Source organism: Parahoeflea olei (assembly GCF_001703635.1).
Lineage (GTDB): Bacteria > Pseudomonadota > Alphaproteobacteria > Rhizobiales > Rhizobiaceae > Hoeflea > Hoeflea olei.
This window is the reverse complement of the sequence record NZ_LQZT01000048.1, coordinates 239,069-257,270: the sequence shown is the minus strand read 5'-3', so window position 1 is coordinate 257,270 and position 18,202 is coordinate 239,069. Positions and strand designations below refer to the sequence as shown.

General features: G+C 67.3%; 12 protein-coding genes. 8 read left to right on the top strand and 4 right to left on the bottom strand.

Annotated features, from left to right (window positions below; translation table 11 throughout):
* The first annotated feature begins 7 nt into the window (after positions 1–7).
* From AWJ14_RS19615 to AWJ14_RS19590, 6 genes are all read left to right on the top strand, one after another.
* Complete coding sequence (locus AWJ14_RS19615) at positions 8–1,240, top strand: ABC transporter substrate-binding protein (protein ID WP_425349662.1); 1,233 nt, start codon at positions 8–10, stop codon at positions 1,238–1,240.
* A gap of 33 nt (positions 1,241–1,273) precedes the next feature.
* The gene (locus AWJ14_RS19610; RefSeq protein ID WP_066183406.1) at positions 1,274–2,968 is read left to right on the top strand and encodes an ABC transporter permease; all 1,695 of its coding nucleotides are present in this window, start codon (positions 1,274–1,276) and stop codon (positions 2,966–2,968) included.
* A 1-nt stretch (position 2,969) separates the two neighbouring features.
* Positions 2,970–3,626: an ATP-binding cassette domain-containing protein gene (locus AWJ14_RS19605; protein ID WP_066183404.1), complete on the top strand. Its 657-nt coding sequence runs from the start codon at positions 2,970–2,972 to the stop codon at positions 3,624–3,626.
* On the top strand, positions 3,623–6,094 hold the full coding sequence (gene hrpB / locus AWJ14_RS19600; RefSeq protein ID WP_066183401.1) for an ATP-dependent helicase HrpB: 2,472 nt from the start codon (positions 3,623–3,625) through the stop codon (positions 6,092–6,094). The genes AWJ14_RS19605 and hrpB overlap by 4 nt, the downstream gene beginning before the upstream one ends.
* Before the next feature lie 51 nt (positions 6,095–6,145).
* On the top strand, positions 6,146–7,486 hold the full coding sequence (locus tag AWJ14_RS19595; protein ID WP_066183396.1) for an ActS/PrrB/RegB family redox-sensitive histidine kinase: 1,341 nt from the start codon (positions 6,146–6,148) through the stop codon (positions 7,484–7,486).
* A gap of 64 nt (positions 7,487–7,550) precedes the next feature.
* On the top strand, positions 7,551–8,120 hold the full coding sequence (locus AWJ14_RS19590) for an ActR/PrrA/RegA family redox response regulator transcription factor (protein WP_066183392.1): 570 nt from the start codon (positions 7,551–7,553) through the stop codon (positions 8,118–8,120).
* A gap of 24 nt (positions 8,121–8,144) precedes the next feature.
* Here AWJ14_RS19590 and AWJ14_RS19585 read toward each other — a convergent pair whose 3' ends face one another.
* Positions 8,145–8,621, bottom strand: coding sequence for an MmcB family DNA repair protein (locus AWJ14_RS19585; protein WP_066183391.1), 477 nt, complete (start codon positions 8,619–8,621; stop codon positions 8,145–8,147).
* A 207-nt stretch (positions 8,622–8,828) separates the two neighbouring features.
* Between AWJ14_RS19585 and AWJ14_RS19580 the strand changes: the two genes are divergently transcribed.
* Positions 8,829–9,485: a L,D-transpeptidase gene (locus tag AWJ14_RS19580; RefSeq protein ID WP_066183389.1), complete on the top strand. Its 657-nt coding sequence runs from the start codon at positions 8,829–8,831 to the stop codon at positions 9,483–9,485.
* A 99-nt stretch (positions 9,486–9,584) separates the two neighbouring features.
* On the opposite strand, the gene AWJ14_RS19575 is transcribed toward AWJ14_RS19580, so the two are convergent.
* From AWJ14_RS19575 to AWJ14_RS19565, 3 genes are all read right to left on the bottom strand, one after another.
* Positions 9,585–11,759, bottom strand: a complete 2,175-nt coding sequence (locus AWJ14_RS19575) for a malate synthase G (RefSeq protein WP_066183386.1) — start codon at positions 11,757–11,759, stop codon at positions 9,585–9,587.
* A gap of 216 nt (positions 11,760–11,975) precedes the next feature.
* Positions 11,976–13,979, bottom strand: a complete 2,004-nt coding sequence (locus AWJ14_RS19570) for a hydantoinase/oxoprolinase family protein (RefSeq protein ID WP_066183383.1) — start codon at positions 13,977–13,979, stop codon at positions 11,976–11,978.
* A gap of 132 nt (positions 13,980–14,111) precedes the next feature.
* Entirely contained in the window at positions 14,112–15,506 is a 1,395-nt protein-coding gene (locus AWJ14_RS19565; protein WP_066183380.1) for a cytochrome P450, read from the bottom strand.
* A 241-nt stretch (positions 15,507–15,747) separates the two neighbouring features.
* On the opposite strand from AWJ14_RS19565, the gene gyrB reads away from it, so the two are divergent.
* A complete protein-coding gene (gene gyrB / locus AWJ14_RS19560; protein ID WP_066183611.1) occupies positions 15,748–18,183 on the top strand; it encodes a DNA topoisomerase (ATP-hydrolyzing) subunit B in 2,436 nt (811 codons plus the stop codon).
* The last annotated feature ends 19 nt before the right edge of the window (positions 18,184–18,202 follow it).

Below are 18,202 nucleotides of genomic sequence, written 5' to 3'. Positions count from 1 at the left end.
CAAGCCCATCCTGCCGCTCGCCGGTGTTTTTGCCGGCGCCCTGACTGTGGCGCTTTCCTTCGCGACGGTCTCCCGCGCCGCCGATCCCGATCCGAAAAACTGGGATGCGGTGCTCGATGAGGCCAAGGGGCAGACGGTCTATTTCAACGCCTGGGGCGGGTCGGAGAACATCAACAGCTATATCGACTGGGCCGGGCGGATGCTCAAAGAGCGCTTCGGTGTCGAGGTGGTTCACGTCAAGCTCGACGACACCGCCAATGCGGTGGCGACGGTGCTCGCCGAAAAGGCGGCCGGCCGCGACGCGGGCGGGTCGATCGATCTCATCTGGATCAATGGCGAGAATTTCGCCTCGATGAAGCGCCAGGAGCTGTTGATGGCGCCGGACTGGACGACAAGCTTGCCGAACTGGGCCTATGTCGACCACGAGAACAAGCCGACGATCCTGACCGACTTCACCATTCCGACCGACGGGCTCGAAAGCCCCTGGGGCGGGGCCAAGATGGTGTTCTTCTACGATTCCGCCCGCACGCCCGCGGACACGGTGCCGCATTCCTCGGCGGAACTGCTCGCCTGGGCCAAGGAAAATCCCGGCCGCTTCTCCTACCCGCAGCCGCCCGATTTCATCGGCTCGTCCTTTCTCAAGCAGGTGCTGATCGAGACCATCGACGATCCGGCAAAGCTCTTGAAGCCGGTTAACGAAGCGAGCTTCGAGGCCGACGTGGCGCCGCTGTTTGCCTATCTCGACGAGCTGCACCCGAATCTGTGGCGCAGCGGCAAGGCCTATCCGCAGAACTATCCCGACATGAAGCAGAAGCTCGCCGACGGCGAGCTCGACATCATTTTCGCCTTCAACCCGTCCGAAGCCTCGGCCGGCATCGCCGCGGGCGAACTGCCCGATACCGTGCGCTCCTTCACCTATACCGACGGCACGCTCGGCAACACCCATTTCGTGGCGATCCCCTACAACGCCGCCCACAAGGCCGGCGCGCTGGTGCTTGCCAATTTCCTGATTTCGCCGGAAGCGCAGCTGCGCAAGCAGGACCCCGCTGTCTGGGGCGACCCGACGGTGCTGGCGATGGACAAGCTCGATGCGGCCGATCGCGCCGCGTTCGAGGCGCTCGATCTCGGCGTCGCCACGCTGAAACCCGACGAGCTCGGTCCCGCGCTCGACGAGCCGCATCCCGACTGGATGGAGCATATCGAGGGCGAATGGCTCAAGCGCTACGGGGCGGCCAACTGAGGATCGTGGCCCCGCGCACCGGAAAGCTATGACATGGCCGGCGGGGTTCCCGTGGCGCGGCTGGCGCCGCCGCTGACGCTTCTGATCCTGCTCGGCCCGCTCACGTTCGGTCTCGCCGGCACCGCCTTGCCGGCCTTCGGCTTTCTGCCGGATCTGGGTGGCAATCATCTGACCATCGCGCCTTTCGCCGAACTGGCTGCGGTGCCCGGCATCTGGCGCTCGGCGTGGCTGTCGGTGGTGATCGGCCTTGTGACCACGCTTGTCGCGCTCGGCGCAGTGGCCGGCTTCGTCGCCAGCGATCTCGGGACCACCGGGTTCGCGCGGATGCGGCGGATGATCTCGCCACTTCTGTCGGTGCCGCATGCGGCGGCGGCCTTCGGGCTCGCCTTCCTGATCGCGCCCTCGGGCCTGCTGATGCGGCTGGTCTCGCCCTGGTTGACCGGCCTCGAGCGGCCGCCCGACCTGCTGATCGTCAACGATCCGATGGCGCTGACGATGATGGCGGGCCTGATCGTCAAGGAAATCCCGTTCCTGTTCCTGGTCACGCTCGCAGCACTCCCGCAAACCCGGCATGCCGAGACCATGCAGCTTGGCCGCTCGCTCGGCTACGGGCGAATGGCGACTTTCGCCTTCCTGCTGTGGCCGCCGCTCTACCGGCAGATACGCCTCGCAGTGTTCGCGGTGGTGGCCTATGCCACCTCGGTGGTCGATGTGGCGCTGATCCTCGGCCCGCATCTGCCGCCGACGCTGCCGGTGCGGCTGATCGACTGGATGAACGACCCGGATCTCACCGCGCGGTTCCTCGCCTCCGCCGGCGCGCTGCTGCAGCTCGCCGTCACCGCGGCGGCGCTCGTCGCCTGGGTCGGGCTGGAGCGGATCGGCGGCTGGCTTGTGCGGCTCACCCGCGACAGGGGCCTGCGGCTCAGGCGCGACTGGCCGGTGCGGCTTGCCTCCCGTGCGGTCATGCTGGCCTCGGTCGCGGTGGTGTTCGGCGGGCTTGCGGTGCTGGCGCTGTGGTCGGTCTCGGGCCTGTGGCAGTTTCCCGATGCGCTGCCCTCCGCCGTCAGCCTGCGCAGCTGGATGCAGGCCTTGCCGCGCCTGGCAGCACCGCTTGCCACCACGCTCGCGGTGGCCGGGCTGTCGACGGCGATCGCGCTGGTGCTGACCATCCTGTGCCTCGAACGCGAATACGAGACCGGGCGCGGCAGCGGCCGGGGGGCGCTGCTTCTGATCTATCTGCCGCTGATCGTGCCGCAGATCTCGTTCATGTTCGGCCTGCAGGTGCTGTCGATCCGGCTCGGGCTGCACGCGAGCTTCGCCGCGCTGGTGCTCACGCATCTCGTCTTCGTGCTGCCTTACGTGTTTTTGTCGCTGAGCGATCCGTGGCGGGCGCATGACCGCCGCCATGACCTGATCGCCGCAGGCCTCGGCATGAGCCGGACCCGGGCGCTCATCGCGATCCGGCTGCCGATGCTGACACGCGCGATCCTGACGGCGGCGGCGGTCGGGTTTTCGGTCTCGGTCGGCCAGTATCTGCCGACCGTGCTGATCGGCGCGGGGCGGCTCACGACCGTGACCACCGAGGCCGTGGCACTGGCGGCGGGCGGCAACCGCCGCGTGATCGGCGTCTATGCCTTCCTGCAGGCGATCCTGCCGTTCTTCGCCTTTGCCATTGCAACCGCAGTGCCCGGATTGCTATTCCGCAACCGGCGGGGCTTGCGGGTGTGACATGGACGGCGTGACCGACAATCAGGGACTGGTGCTCGACGGCGTGCAGATCCGTCTTGGGGCGCGCGAGCTGGTGGCGCTCAACGCCCGCATCGGCCGTGGCGAGACGCTGACGGTGATGGGGCCTTCCGGTTCGGGCAAATCCACCCTGCTCGCCTGTCTGGGCGGGTTTCTCGATCCGGTCTTTTCCGCAAGCGGAAGCGTGGTCGTCGATGGCGTCGAGATCACCGCGCTTCCGGCCGAGAAGCGCCGCGCAGGCCTCCTGTTCCAGGATCCGCTCCTGTTTCCGCATCTCAGCGTCGCCGACAATATCGCCATCGCCCTGCCCGAGGATATCCGCGGCCGCGGGCAGCGGCGGGCGCTGGCGCTCGAAGCGCTCGCGGATGTGGATCTGGCGGAGTTCGGCGACCGCGATCCCGACACGCTGTCGGGCGGACAGAAGGCGCGGGTGGCGCTGCAGCGCGTGCTCGCCTCGCGGCCGCGGCTGTTGTTGCTCGACGAACCCTTCTCCAAGCTCGATGCGCATCTGCGCGAACAGACCCGGCAGATGGTGTTCGACCGGGCGCGCCGCGCCGGACTGCCGGTGGTGCTCGTCACCCATGACGAAGACGACGCCCGCGCCGCCGGCGGAGCGGTGCACAGGGTCGGCCAGCCATGAGCGGGATCGCCGCGCGCCATGCCGATCTGCCGGTGTTCGAAGCGCTCCCCGCGCTTCATGCCGCCCTGCGCGCCAATCCTTGTGCGGTGCTCGCCGCACCGCCCGGTGCGGGCAAGACCACGCTGGTGCCGCTCACCCTGATCGAGGAGCCGTGGTTCGAGGGCAAGATCATCCTTGTCGAACCGCGCCGGCTGGCCGCGCGGGCGGCGGCGCGGCGGATGGCGGCGATGCTCGGCGAGGAGGTGGGCGAGACCGTCGGCTACCGCATGCGGCTCGACACCAGGGTGTCCGCGCGGACCCGGATCGAGGTGGTGACGGAGGGCGTGTTCACGCGCATGGCGATCGCCTCGCCCGATCTCGAGGGCATCGGCTGCGTGATCTTCGACGAGTTTCACGAACGTGCGCTCGACGCCGATTTCGGACTGGCGCTGGCGCTCGACATCCAGTCGGGCCTGCGCGAGGAACTGCGCCTCCTGGTGATGTCGGCGACGCTCGACACAGAAAGGGTGGCGGCCCTGCTCGACGATTGCCCGGTGATCGAAAGCCAGGGCCGGAGCCATCCGGTCGAGCTGCGCCATCTCGACCGCGCGCCCTCGGAGCGGATCGACAGCGCCATGGCGGCCGCGATCGAGAACCTGCATGCGTGCGAAACCGGCTCGATCCTCGCCTTCCTGCCCGGCCAGGGCGAGATCCGGCAGGTTGCGGCACGGCTCGAGGGGCGGCTCGGACCGAGCACCGACATCCAGCCGCTTTATGGCGGGCTCACCTCGGCCGAGCAGGATGCCGCCATCCGCCCCGCACACGTGGGCCGGCGCAAGGTGGTGTTGGCGACGCCGGTGGCCGAGAGCTCGATCACCATCGACGGCGTGCGGATCGTCATCGACAGCGGGCTGGTGCGCCAGCCGGTCTACGAGCCCTCAACCGGCATCACCCGGCTCGAAACCATCCGCGCCGCGCAAGCCTCGGCCGACCAGCGCGCCGGCCGCGCGGGCCGCACCGCGCCCGGCATCGCCGTCCGGCTGTGGCGCGCCGAACAGACCAAGGCCCTGCCGGCCTTCGCCACGCCCTCGATTCTCGCCAGCGACCTTTCCGGGCTGATGCTCGACTGCCTCGCCTGGGGCGTGAGCGATCCGTCGCGGCTCAGGTTCATCGACCCTCCCCCTGCGCCCGCGCTTGATGAGGCACGGAGCCTGCTGCACCAACTCGGTGCAACCGATGCGGATGGCGGCCTGACCGCGCGGGGCCAACGCATGCGCGCGCTGGCGCTGCCGCCGCGGCTTGCCTCGATGGTGGTCGCGGGCGCAGAAGACGGGCACGGGCTTGCCGCCGCGGAACTGGCGGTGCTTCTGACCGAGCAGGGGCTCGGCGGGCAGGATGCGGATCTCGAAACCCGGCTGTCGCGGTTCCGCGCCGACCGCTCCGAGCGCGCCAGGGCCGCCCGCGCGCTTGCCGGACGGATTGCCGGCGGCGAGCGGCGCGAGACGAGAGCGGAAACGGCGGTGCCCGCCGCCCTGCTCGCGCACGCGTTTCCAGACCGGATCGCCCGGCAAAGGGGCGGCAGGGGCCGGTTCGTGCTCGCCAATGGCCGTGGCGCGGTGATCGACGAGACCGACCGGCTGGCCGGCGCCGAATATCTGGTGATCGCCGATCTGAGCGGCCGGGCGCAGGCCGCGCGGGTGCTTGCCGCAGCCGAACTTGCCGGCGGCGCACTGGAGGAGGTGCTCGCCGACCACGCGGTCCAGGCTGATGAATGCGTCTTCGATGCGCCCTCGGGTTCGGTGCGGGCGCGCCGCATCCGCCGGCTTGGCGCAATCGTGCTTGCCGAAACGCCGCTGCCCCGGCCCGGCGCGGCAGAGGCGATGGTCGTGCTGTGCGCGGCGATCCGCAAGGCCGGGCTGAAGGCGCTGCCATTCTCGCCTGCGGGACAGCAGCTCATCGACCGGATCGGCTTCCTGCACCGGAGCATCGGCGCGCCCTGGCCGGATGTGTCGGAGAGCGCGCTTCTCGCCACGCTCGAGAGCTGGTTTGCGCCCTATCAGCCGGGGATCGTCTCGCTTCGCGAGATCGACCGGGACGGCCTCAACCAGTGGCTTCTGTCGCTGTGCGGCGCGGGTGCGCGGGGCGAGATCGACCGGCTCGCGCCGACCCATTACGAGGCGCCCACCGGATCGCGGCTGCCGATCCGTTATGATGCGGAAACCCCGGTGGTGGCAATCCGCGTGCAGGAACTGTTCGGCGAGACCCGCCATCCGGCGATCGCCGGCGGACGGCTGCCGCTCACGCTCGAGCTTCTGTCGCCGGCGCAGCGGCCGATCCAGACGACGCGCGACCTGCCCGGTTTCTGGCGCGGCTCCTGGGCCGATGTGCGCGCGGAGATGCGCGGGCGCTATCCGCGCCACCCCTGGCCCGAAGATCCGGCGGCAGCCGACCCCACCCGGCGCGCAAAGTCACGCAATACTGACAGATGAATCTGTCAAAACGGATTGTCGAGCATTGCCCTGATGGAGTAGGCAAGGAACATGACTGACTTTCCCACCTATCTTGACGATAGCTCCACCCGATACCGTTTGCGACTGCAGACCCTGACCCGGCTCAGGTGGCTGGCGGTGCTGGGCCAGAGCGTCACCGTCCTGGTGATCGCCCATGTCTACAATTTCGAGTTTCCCGAGCTCGCCTGCTTTGCGCTGATCGCCTGCTCGGCCTTCCTGAACATCTACATGGCGCTCCGGTTCCCGGCGGCGCACCGGTTGCCGCCGCTGAGCGCGACGGTGGTGCTGTCCTTCGACGTGGCGCAGCTGGCCGGGCTTCTGTACATGACCGGAGGGCTCGCCAATCCGTTCTCGGTGCTCGCCTGCGTGCCCGTGATCATTTCCGCGGCGTCCCAGCCGGTGCGCCACACGCTGGTGCTCGGCGCGCTTTCGGGCGTGGTCGTCACCTTTCTCGCCTTTCACTCGCTGCCGCTTCCCTGGTATCCAGGCTCGAGCTTCGAGGTGCCCTACCTGCTGATCGTCGGCGCCTGGATCTCGATCGTCTCGACCACCGCCTTCGCCGCGTTCTATGCCTACCAGGTCTCCGCCGAAGCCAACCAGCTGGCCGATGCACTGGCGGCGACCGAGCTGGTGCTGCAGCGCGAGCAGCATCTCTCCGCGCTCGACGGGTTGGCGGCGGCGGCGGCGCACGAACTGGGAACGCCGCTCGCCACCATCCAGCTGGTCGCCAAGGAGATGGAAAAGACGCTTGGCGGGGACCCCCGTTTCACCGACGACCTGATGCTGCTGCGCAGCCAGAGCGAACGCTGCCGCGACATCCTGCGCCGGCTGTCGACGCTCAATTCCGACGACGAGGCGCATATGGTGCGCTTGCCGCTCGATTCGCTGATCGAGGAAGTGATCGCGCCTCACCGGGAGTTCGGAATCGCCATCGACGTGGTCCATGGGAACACCGAAATGCGCGAGCCGGTCGGCAGACGCAACCCCGGTATTCTGTTTGGGCTCGGCAATCTGGTCGAAAATGCTGTAGATTTCGCTCGTGACCATGTCACCGTGACGGTCACCCATGGCCGCGAGAGGGTCGAAATCGTGATCGAGGACGACGGGCCGGGATTTGCGCCGGACGTGCTCGCCCGGATCGGGGTGCCGTTCATGCACCGGCGCAACCGGGTCGACCGGAAGAAGGGGGGCGGACTTGGCCTCGGCCTGTTCATCGCCAAGACTTTGCTCGAACGGTCGGGCGCGCAGCTGCGGTTTTCCAACAAGTCGCAGCCGCAAAGCGGAGCCGTGGTCCAGATCAGCTGGCCACGGGAAAAAATGGATCTGTTCGGCTCGGGCAAGCTGGAAGGCTATCCCGCCGGGGCCGGATAAATTGCAATGCGCTTCGAATTGGAGATAGACTTCCTCTAGCGCGCGCGGATTTAAGGTGAATTCAATGACCGATACCATTGCCGATGCCACGGACAATCACCCCCTCGGGCCGGACACCTCGCTTCTGCTCGTGGACGACGACGGCCCGTTCCTGCGCAGGCTTGCCCGCGCCATGGAAACCCGCGGTTTTTCGGTCGAGAGCGCCGAAAGCGTGGCCGAGGGGCTCGCCAAGGCCAAGCGCAACCCGCCGAAATATGCCGTGGTCGACATGCGGCTGCAGGACGGCAACGGGCTCGACGTGATCGAGGCCATCCGCGAACGCCGCGACGACACCAATGTCATCGTGCTGACCGGATACGGCAACATCGCCACCGCCGTGACCGCGGTGAAGCTCGGAGCGATCGATTACCTGGCCAAGCCGGCCGATGCCGACGAGGTCTACGCGGCGCTCACCCGCAAGCCGGGCGAGAAGGCGGAAGTGCCGGAAAACCCGATGTCGGCGGACCGGGTTCGCTGGGAGCACATCCAGCGGGTCTACGAAATGTGCGAACGCAATGTTTCCGAGACCGCGCGACAGCTCAACATGCACCGGCGCACCCTGCAGCGGATTCTCGCCAAGCGCGCGCCGCGCTGAGGCGACGCGCCGCCGCTCCGAACATCAGACCTGCCCGGCGAGCAGTTCCGCCTGCAGCAGGCGGTCGGCCGCGGCGCGCGCGAAGCGCACCAGCATGGCCTTGCGCGTGGCGGGCGCGAGCCTGTGTTCCGGCGCCTCACGCACCAGATGCCCGGCCCAGTCGTCGGCGAGGATCAGGCCGCAGTCGGGCGGGAAGATTTCCATCGGAACGCCGGCATGGGTGGCGAACAGCAGCCGGTCGCAGTGCCTGCGGTAGTCAGGCCATTTCAGGTCGGTCCGGTAATCCTCGATCGAGGTCTTGATTTCCACGATCCAGATCTCGCCGTTTTCGGCGAGCGCCACCAGATCGGCGCGCCGGCCGGAGGCGAGCGTGAGTTCGGGCACCACCGACAGCCGCAGGTCGGAAAACAGCCTTTGCACGCCGCGGCGAACCATCATCGCGCGGACCGACTGGCGGCCGTCGATCAACGGATTGTCCAGGTGGGGAGAGACGATGGGCATGGGCTCAGGGAACCCCGATTCGGGCGCCGCGGCAACGCCGGACCGGCGTTTTGTTGCAGAAAAGCAATGACGCCGGAGATTGCAGGCAACAGGCGCGCGTTTTTTGCACGCCACCCGTTGCTTAGTTATCAATTGTTTAAAATAACGCGGGCGATGTTGCGCGCGAATCATACCCCGCGCCAACCTTTTTTCTCGGATGATCCCACCATGACGTCTCGCCTTACGCTTACCATCGCAGGTCTGGTTGCAGCGCTCGCGCTCGCCGGCTGCTCTCCGAGTTCGGAGGAAGGAGCTTCGAGCTCCACCAACCAGATTTTCACGTCCGAGTACGGCACGATCAAGGATGCGGGCTATTCGGTTCCCGCGGTGCCGATCAGCAAGGTCGACAAGCGGTTCCACCGCCAGATCGTCAACTACAGCACCAGCGAAAAGCCCGGCACCATCATCGTCGACACCCCCAACCGGTTCCTCTATTTCGTGCTGCCCGGTCGCAAGGCCGTGCGCTACGGCATCGGCGTGGGCAAGGCCGGCTTTGCCTGGGAAGGCGAAGCCTATATCGCCTGGAAGCAGCAGTGGCCGACCTGGACGCCGCCCAAGGAAATGATCGACCGCAAGCCCGAGCTCGCCAAATACGGCCAGGACGGCATGAAGCCCGGCCTGACCAACCCGCTCGGCGCCCGCGCGCTCTACCTGTTCAACGACAAGGGCGAAGACACGCTGTTCCGCCTGCACGGCACGCCGGAATGGCAGTCGATCGGCACCGCGGCTTCCTCGGGCTGCATCCGGCTGATGAACCAGGACATCATCGACCTTTACGAGCGCGTCCGTCCCGGCAAGGGCGCCCGCGTCGTCGTCAAGCAGTAGCACCGGGCGCGCCGCAACCAAGGCACGCCGCAGACACCAAAAACCCGCCCGGAGCGCTCCGGGCGGGTTTTTCATTGCGCCATGAAGCGCTCTTCAGGCTCAGGCGCCGGAAGTTCCGCGCGACATCGCGGCCTTGAGTTCGAGGCGGCGACGGTGCAGTACCGGCTCGGTGTAGCCACTCGGCTGCTCGCGACCCTTGAGTACGAGGTCAACCGCGGCCTGGAACGCCACCGAATGCTCGAAATCGGGCGCCATCGGGCGATAGGCCGGATCGCCGGCATTCTGCCCGTCGACCACCTTGGCCATGCGCTTCATGGTCTCGATCACCTGATCCTCGGTGATGACGCCATGATGCAGCCAGTTGGCCATATGCTGGGAGGAGATGCGGAGCGTGGCGCGATCCTCCATCAGCGCGACATCGTTGATGTCGGGCACCTTGGAGCAGCCCACGCCCTGGTCGACCCAGCGGACGACATAGCCGAGGATCCCTTGCGCGTTGTTGTCGATCTCGCGCTGGATCTCGTCGGCCGTCCAGTTGGGGTTTTTCGCGACCGGCACCGAGAGGATGTCATCGAGGCTGGCGCGGGTGCGGTTCCTGAGCGTGGCCTGCACCTCCGCCACATCGACCTTGTGGTAATGGGTGGCGTGCAGCGTCGCGGCCGTCGGCGAGGGCACCCAGGCACAGTTGGCGCCCGCCTTGGGATGACCGATCTTCTGTTCGAGCATCGCCGCCATCAGATCGGGCATGGCCCACATGCCCTTGCCGATCTGGGCGTGGCCTGTCAGGCCGCATTCGAGCCCGACATCGACATTCCAGTTCTCGTAGGCGGAGATCCAGGCGGCCTGTTTCATGTCGCCCTTGCGGATCATCGGTCCGGCTTCCATCGAGGTGTGGATCTCGTCGCCGGTGCGGTCGAGGAAGCCGGTGTTGATGAACACCACGCGCTCGCTGGCGGCACGAATGCACTCCTTGAGATTGACGGTGGTGCGCCGCTCCTCGTCCATGATGCCCATCTTGATGGTGTTGCGCTTCATCCCCAGCGCATCTTCCACCCGGGAGAAGATCTCGACCGCGAAGGCCACTTCCTCGGGGCCATGCATCTTCGGCTTGACCACATACATCGATCCGGTGGCCGAGTTGGCCCGGCGACCGTCCGGCCCGATGTCGTGCAACGCGATCAGCGCGGTGACGAAGGCGTCCATCAGGCCTTCCGGAATCTCGTTGCCTTCGCTGTCGAGGATCGCCGGATTGGTCATCAGGTGGCCGACATTGCGTACCAGCATCAGCGAACGGCCCTTGAGCGTGGCGGCCTTGCCCTCGGGCGTCGTCAGCTCGAGATCGCCCTTGAGCTTGCGGGTGAAGCGCTTGCCGTTCTTCTCGACCTCTTCCTCGAGATCGCCCTTCATCAGGCCGAGCCAGTTGCGGTAGACCACGGTCTTGTCGGCCGCATCGACGGCCGCGATCGAATCCTCGCAATCCATGATCGTGGTCAGGGCGGATTCGAGCGCGATGTCGCCGATGCCGGCAGGGTCGGTCTTGCCGATCATGCTGTCCGGGTCGACGAAGACCAGCACATGCAGGCCGTTCTTGACGAAATAGAGCCGGTAGGCCGTCTCGTTCTCGCGCTTGAAGCCGGTGTACTGCGCCGGATCGGCAAGGGCGGTTGCACCGCCTGCCGTCTTCAGCTTGAGTTCGCCGTTGTCGAAATCGAAGCCGGTGACCTCGGCCCAGCTGCCGTCCGCCAGCGGAAAGCTGTCATCGAGGAAGGATTTGGCCCAGGCGATCACGCGGGCGCCGCGCTCCGGATCGTAACCGCCGGCTTCAGGCAGGTCGCCGAGTGCGTCGGTGCCGTAGAGCGCGTCATAGAGCGAGCCCCAGCGGGCATTGGCGGCGTTGAGCGCGAAACGCGCATTCATCACCGGCACCACCAGCTGTGGGCCGGCGACGGTGGCGATCTCGGGATCGACATTCTCGGTCGAGACCTTGACCGGACCGCCTTCCGGCAGAAGATAGCCGATGGATTTGAGGAAATCCTTGTAGACGCCGAGATCGTGCGGCGCGCCGTTGTCGCGGTGCCAGGCGTCGATGCGCGCCTGAAGATCCTCGCGCTTGGCCAGCAGCGCGCGGTTGCGCGGCGCGAGATCCTCGACGGCCGCAGCAAGGGCTGCAAAGAACCCGTCCGCCTCGACGCCGGTTCCCGGCAGCGCTTCCTCCACCAGGAAGGCATGCAGGTCGGCGCTGATCCGGAGGCCATTCTTTTCGATTGTCGTCACAGCCAGTCTCCTGTTTCCGGCATTTCTCTGGTTCGGGCAGATGCCCGCAAGCCATTGCCCGGGCATAGGACCCGGTCCCGCCACACGGCGAACCCGCCCCATCCCGAAAGGTTCCGGGCGGAGGGCGTCGGGCGTTGAATGCGCCGAACCTGACGTCCCGGCCATTGCCTGTCAATTTATCGAAGATGCAAATGATTTATTCCACAGGGGAACAAATCAGCCGGTGGCAATGCGCGGGCGCCCGGAGGCGGAGGCCACGAACCGGGCTTCGATCAGCTTTTCGAGCCCCTCGATCACCGGCATGTCGACATGTTCCGTCAGTTCCAGCGCCGGGCTTTCGGCGCCGCTGCGCAGCGCAGCCGCGCTCGCCTCTGCAAGCGCGATCTCGCGGGCACGCGCAAAGGCCTGTTCGCGGTCCCTGAGCATCAGGCTTTCGCCGCCGCCATTGACGGCGTAGCGGCCATCCTCGGGCTCGGTGACGAACACGGTCACGCTCTCGCGCACCTGGCCCACCACGGCGCCCACCGCATTGGCGACCCCGGCATGCACCGGCACGTAGCTCTCGACATCAAGCATGGCGGCAATCGCCGGATAATGCACCGGGGCGGAGGCGCCGAGCGCCACCAGCGGCCGGTCGAGCCCGACGCCGAAGCGCACGAACCCCGACGCCTTGCGCAAGGCGCGGTCGATGAATTCGGACTGGGCGGCATCGATGCCGGAAATGTTCTCTTCCGCCATCAGCGCGGTCAGGATCGCCTCGGCGCTTTGCCGCGTGAGCCGCGCCGAGACCAGCTCGGCCAGCTGTTCGGGCGTTTCTGCGATCGCGCGGCCCGCTCCGCTCTTGCGGCGCGCGAAGATCTCCGCGCCGAGCCTGGCAGCCTCCCGGTTCCACTGGTCCTGGCGGCCGAGCACATGCATGGCGTCGGACGGGGTGAAGCCCGAGATCAGCACCAGGCCGCGGCCGACCAGCCGGTCGAGCGTGGCGCGCTGGGCCGTGCTCGCAAGCAGCCGGTCGAGCGGCTCGGGCTCGGCGGCAAGCTTTGCGTAAAGCGCAGCCTCCTGCGGCGCCAGGCCCGCGGCCATGGCATCGGGCAGTCCGGTACGCAGCGCGAGGCGGCCGTCGTGACGGCCCGGAAACGGCGCCCGCAGCTGCCGTTCGAGCACCGGCACCACCGCATCGGGCCACAGATGCGCGGCAAGGCTCAGCGGCATCAGCCGGCGCGGGCCGAGCGTGAGCCCGGTGTCGAGCCCGCCTTCCTCCAGCCGCACTTCGGAATCGCCCCCGAGCCCGAATGTGTGCATCGCCACGGCCTCGACCATGGTGCGGTAGCGCCCGACCGTGGCCCCCTCGGCATCGAGCCGCGGCCGGCCGCCGTCGAGCACCGCGATGTCGGTGGTCGTCCCGCCGATGTCGGAGACCACCGCATCGGCAAGCCCGGTGAGGTGGCGCGCGCCGACCAGGCTTGCCGCCGGCCCCGACAGGATGGTCTCGATCGGCCGCAGCAGCGCCTCGTCCGCCGAGATCAGCGCACCGTCACCGCGCACCACCATCAGCGGCGCCTTGATGCCGCGCTTGGCGAGATAGCCGCCGGTGGCGTCGATCAGGCGCGCCACCATGGAAATCAGCCTGGCGTTGAGCAGGGTCGTCAGCGCCCGGCGCGGGCCGCCGAGCCGGGACGACAGGTCGTGGCTGCAGGTAACCGGCAGTGTGGTCCGTTCCCGGATCAGCGCGCGCACCGCGACTTCGTGGGCCGGATTGCGGACGGCGAAATAGCCAGCGATCGCCACCGCGGAGACTTCCTTCGAGAGCGTGTCGAGCCGGGCCTGAAGCGGTGCGAGGTCGAGCGGCGTTTCGCGGCCGTGGACATCGTGGCCACCCGTCAAGAAGATCACCGGGTCGCCGCCGAGCGCCTCGGCGAGACCGTCGCGCTTGAGATCGTCGGGCGCAAACCCGATCATCACCAGCCCGGCGCGCCCGCCCTGCCCCTCGACCAGCGCATTGGTGGCGAGCGTCGTCGACAGCGAGACGAGGCGGATGCGCGCGGTGGCCCCGCCGATCTCCGCGAGCACTGCCTCGACCGCACCCGACACGCCCACCGCCAGGTCGTGGCGGGTGGTCAGCGCCTTGGCCGAGGCGAGCACGCCTTCGGTTTCGCTGTAGAGCACGGCATCGGTATAGGTGCCGCCGGTGTCGATGCCGAGATAGAGAGCTGATGTCATGTGCACGGTCCCGTGGGATGGCGGGGCAAACCCGCATACTCGATGCGTCATATGACGGATTTGCCGACGGCGCCACTGCCGCCGGCCGGCAGGCGAGGCGGAGCAGGGGCCTGGCGCGCGTCCGTCCTGCCGTTACCTCAGGGTCACGCGCATCGGCAGTCCGCCCTCGGGCTGGGTGGTGAGTTTCTGCACCGGCCAGGGCCGTGTTCCGGGCACGCAGTCGAACCGGAAGCGCGACAGCAGCACCCCGAGCGCAATCACCGCTTCCTGCAGCGCAAAGGTGGCGCCGATGCAGATGCGCGGACCCACGCCGAAGGGCAGGTACTGGAAGCGATCGATGCTGCCGCGGTTTTCGGGCAGGAAGCGCTGCGGCATGAAGGCTTCGGGCCGGTCCCAGAACTTGGTGTGGCGATGCAGCGTCCAGGGCATCACCAGCACCGTGGTGCCGGCCTCGATCACCACGGTCTCGCCCTTGCCGTTGTCCCAGCGGTCGTCCTCGATCGCGGCACGGTTGATCGACGGCGCCGGCGGATAGAGCCGCATCGCCTCCTCGAAGGCGGCGCGCGTCCAAGGCATCTTGTCGAGCCATTTGACCGGATCGGGCTCGGAGGCCAGCACCTCGTCGATCTCGGCCTCGACGCGGTCGCGGTCCGATGGCGAATTGGCGAGACAATAGAGCGTCCAGCCGAGCGCGCGCGCCGTGGTCTCGTGGCCGGCGCCGATGAAGGTGATGATGTTGTCCTCGATCTCGTCGATGGTCAGCCCGTCGGGGCCGTGAAGACGGATCAGCAGGGTCAGGAAATCCTCGGGCGCGGCCTCCGGATCCCTGGCCATCAGCCGCTGCCGGTCTTCCATGGTCTGCTTGACGATGCCGCGGAACTTCTCAAGCACGTTCTGGCCCAGGATCCGCCGGAAGCGCGGCACCCAGGCCGGCGCCTTGAGCAGATCCATCGGATCGACCCGTCCCATGGTCGACAGCAGCCGCTCGATGTCGCCGGCGAAATCTTCCTCGGTGCCGGCCACCTGGCCGGAGAACAGCGTGGCCGAGAGAATGTCGAAGGTGAGTTCCGTCATGTCGACGGCAATGTCGCGGATCCGGCCGCTCTGGGCGGCCGCATCGTAACGCGCGGTGAAGGCACGCGACTGCTCGAGCATCTGCACGGCGAAGCCTTGCGCATGGCGCGGCGTGAACACCGGCGCCATCGCCTTGCGCGACCGCTTCCAGGTCTCGCCCTCGGCGGTCAGCAGCCCGTCGCGCAGGATCGGCCGCAGGATCAGCTGGCGGATCGTCGCCATGCGGTAGTTTCTGGCATTGTCGACCAGCACATGGCGCACAAGTCCGGGATGATTGGCGATCAGCGTGCGCTCGGTGAAGAACTTGGTCTTCATCCACTCCAGCCGGAAGGACGGCTCGCCCCACAGTTCGAGCGGATTGCGCATGACGGTGCGGATGATCTCGAGCCGCGAGGGCGGCCGGGTGCGCGGCACCGGCGCCGGGGGCACGAACGGTTGGGTGACGAGGGGCATTCTCTCTTCCTCTGCGGTTCAGGCCGCGCAGGACCTGTTTCGGGCCGATCGGCCGGGGCCTTTGGATTGCGGCGTGCCTATCCCATATATGTATTCCGAAACCCACAATTCCATGGCGGCGCGGATTTGGTTTTCACCACCCGCCCGCCTATACTGGAGACTCGTCGTGGCGGTGATTCGCTGCCGCATTCTCCTGCCTTTTCTGCCCGGCTTTGCCGCTCTGCATCGAAAGACCTGCTTGATGACCGAAACGCCCGAGACAAACCCGACCGTGGCGGCCGAATACGGCGCCGAATCGATCAAGGTTCTCAAGGGCCTGGATGCCGTACGCAAGCGGCCCGGCATGTATATCGGCGACACCGACGACGGCTCGGGCCTGCATCACATGGTCTACGAGGTGGTCGACAACGCCATCGACGAGGCGCTGGCCGGCTATGCCGACCGCGTGACCGTGACGCTCAATGCCGACGGATCGGTGACGGTGACGGACAATGGCCGCGGGATTCCGACCGACATTCACCAGGGCGAAGGCATTTCGGCGGCCGAAGTGATCATGACGCAGCTGCATGCCGGCGGCAAGTTCGACCAGAATTCCTACAAGGTCTCGGGCGGCCTGCACGGCGTGGGCGTCTCGGTGGTCAATGCGCTGTCGGTCTGGCTCAAGCTGGTGATCCGGCGCAAGGGCAAGATCCACGAGATCCGCTTCACCCACGGGGTGGCCGATGCGCCGCTCAAGGTGCTCGGCGACTGCGGCGAGGAAACCGGGACCGAAGTCACCTTCATGCCGAGCAGCGAGACCTTCACCATGGTCGATTTCGACTATGGCACGCTCGAGCACCGGCTGAGGGAACTGGCCTTCCTCAATTCCGGCGTGCGGATCCTGCTCGCCGACAAGCGCCATTCCGACCCCAAGGAGCTGGAGCTCTATTACGACGGCGGGCTCGAGGCCTTCGTCCGCTATCTCGACCGGTCGAAGAAGCCGCTGGTCGCCGATCCGGTGACGCTGCTGGGCGAAAAGGACGGCATCACCGTCGAATTGGCGATGTGGTGGAACGACAGCTACCACGAGAACGTGCTGTGCTTCACCAACAACATTCCGCAGCGCGACGGCGGCACTCACATGGCCGGCTTCCGCGCGGCGCTGACGCGCCAGGTGGTGGCCTATGCGGACTCCTCGGGCATGACCAAGAAGGAAAAGGTCTCGCTCACCGGCGACGATTGCCGCGAGGGCCTGACCGCGGTGCTGTCGGTGAAGGTGCCAGATCCGAAATTCTCCTCGCAGACCAAGGACAAGCTGGTCTCGTCGGAAGTCCGCCCGGTGGTGGAGAACCTCGTCAATTCCACGCTCAGCGCCTGGCTTGAAGAACACCCGGCCGAAGCCAAGACGCTTGTCGGCAAGGTGATCGAGGCGGCGGCGGCCCGCGAAGCCGCGCGCAGGGCGCGCGAACTGACCCGGCGCAAGGGCGCGCTCGACATTTCCTCGCTGCCCGGCAAGCTCGCCGACTGTTCCGAGAGGGATCCGGCCAAGTCCGAACTGTTCCTGGTGGAGGGTGATTCGGCTGGCGGCTCGGCCAAGCAGGGCCGCTCGCGCGAGAACCAGGCGATCCTGCCGCTTCGAGGCAAGATCCTCAACGTCGAGCGGGCGCGCTTTGACAAGATGCTCTCGAGCCAGGAAATCGGCACGCTGATCACCGCGCTCGGCACCGGCATCGGCAAGGACGAGTTCAACGCCGACAAGCTCCGCTATCACAAGATCATCATCATGACGGACGCCGATGTCGACGGCGCCCATATCCGCACCCTGCTGCTGACCTTCTTCTTCCGGCAGATGCCGCAGCTGATCGAGCGCGGGCACCTCTATATCGCCCAGCCGCCGCTCTACAAGGTGACGCGCGGCAAATCCAGCCAGTACCTCAAGGACGAAAAGGCGATGGAGGATTACCTGATCACCAGCGGCCTCGAGGAAGCGGCGCTGGAGCTGTCGACCGGCGAAGTGCGCACCGGCATCGACCTGCGGGAGACGATCAACGATGCGCTCCGGGTGCGCACCCTGCTCGAGGGCCTGCATTCGCGCTACGACCACGAAGTCGTCGAACAGGCCGCGATCGCCGGCGCGCTCGATCCCGAACGGATCAACGATCCCGCCGCTGCCACCGCCATGGCCGCCGAAGTCGCCCGCCGGCTCGACATGATCGCCGAAGAGTCCGAGCGCGGCTGGACCGGCACGCCCACGGACAATGGCGGGTTCCGGTTCGAGCGCACCGTGCGCGGCGTGAAGGAATCGGTGCATATCGATGCCGGGCTGATCGGCAGCCAGGATGCGCGGATGATCGACCAGATGAAGGCCAAGCTGCGCGACGTCTACACCGAACCGCCGGTGCTGCGCCGCAAGGAAGGCGGAACCCGCATTTCCGGGCCGCGCGAGCTGCTCAAGGCCGTGTTCGCCGTGGGCCGCAAGGGTCTCACGCTGCAGCGCTACAAGGGCCTTGGCGAAATGAACGCCGAGCAATTGTGGGAAACCACGCTCGATCCGTCGGTTCGCTCGCTGCTGCAGGTGCGCGTCAACGATGCGGTCGATGCCGACAGCCTGTTCTCGCGCCTGATGGGCGACGAGGTCGAGCCGCGGCGCGAATTCATCCAGGACAATGCGCTGTCGGTGGCCAATCTCGATATCTGACGCCCCGGGCGCCCCCGCG

Excerpts from the sequence above, each read along its gene's own strand:
- gyrB (WP_066183611.1), top strand. The coding sequence starts at position 15,748 with ATGACCGAAACGCCCGAGACAAACCCGACCGTGGCGGCCGAATACGGC.
- AWJ14_RS19605 (WP_066183404.1), top strand. The coding sequence starts at position 2,970 with ATGGACGGCGTGACCGACAATCAGGGACTGGTGCTCGACGGCGTGCAG.
- AWJ14_RS19570 (WP_066183383.1), bottom strand. The coding sequence starts at position 13,979 with ATGACATCAGCTCTCTATCTCGGCATCGACACCGGCGGCACCTATACC.
- AWJ14_RS19585 (WP_066183391.1), bottom strand. The coding sequence starts at position 8,621 with ATGCCCATCGTCTCTCCCCACCTGGACAATCCGTTGATCGACGGCCGC.
- AWJ14_RS19565 (WP_066183380.1), bottom strand. The coding sequence starts at position 15,506 with ATGCCCCTCGTCACCCAACCGTTCGTGCCCCCGGCGCCGGTGCCGCGC.
- AWJ14_RS19580 (WP_066183389.1), top strand. The coding sequence starts at position 8,829 with ATGACGTCTCGCCTTACGCTTACCATCGCAGGTCTGGTTGCAGCGCTC.
- AWJ14_RS19590 (WP_066183392.1), top strand. The coding sequence starts at position 7,551 with ATGACCGATACCATTGCCGATGCCACGGACAATCACCCCCTCGGGCCG.
- hrpB (WP_066183401.1), top strand. The coding sequence starts at position 3,623 with ATGAGCGGGATCGCCGCGCGCCATGCCGATCTGCCGGTGTTCGAAGCG.
- AWJ14_RS19595 (WP_066183396.1), top strand. The coding sequence starts at position 6,146 with ATGACTGACTTTCCCACCTATCTTGACGATAGCTCCACCCGATACCGT.
- AWJ14_RS19610 (WP_066183406.1), top strand. The coding sequence starts at position 1,274 with ATGGCCGGCGGGGTTCCCGTGGCGCGGCTGGCGCCGCCGCTGACGCTT.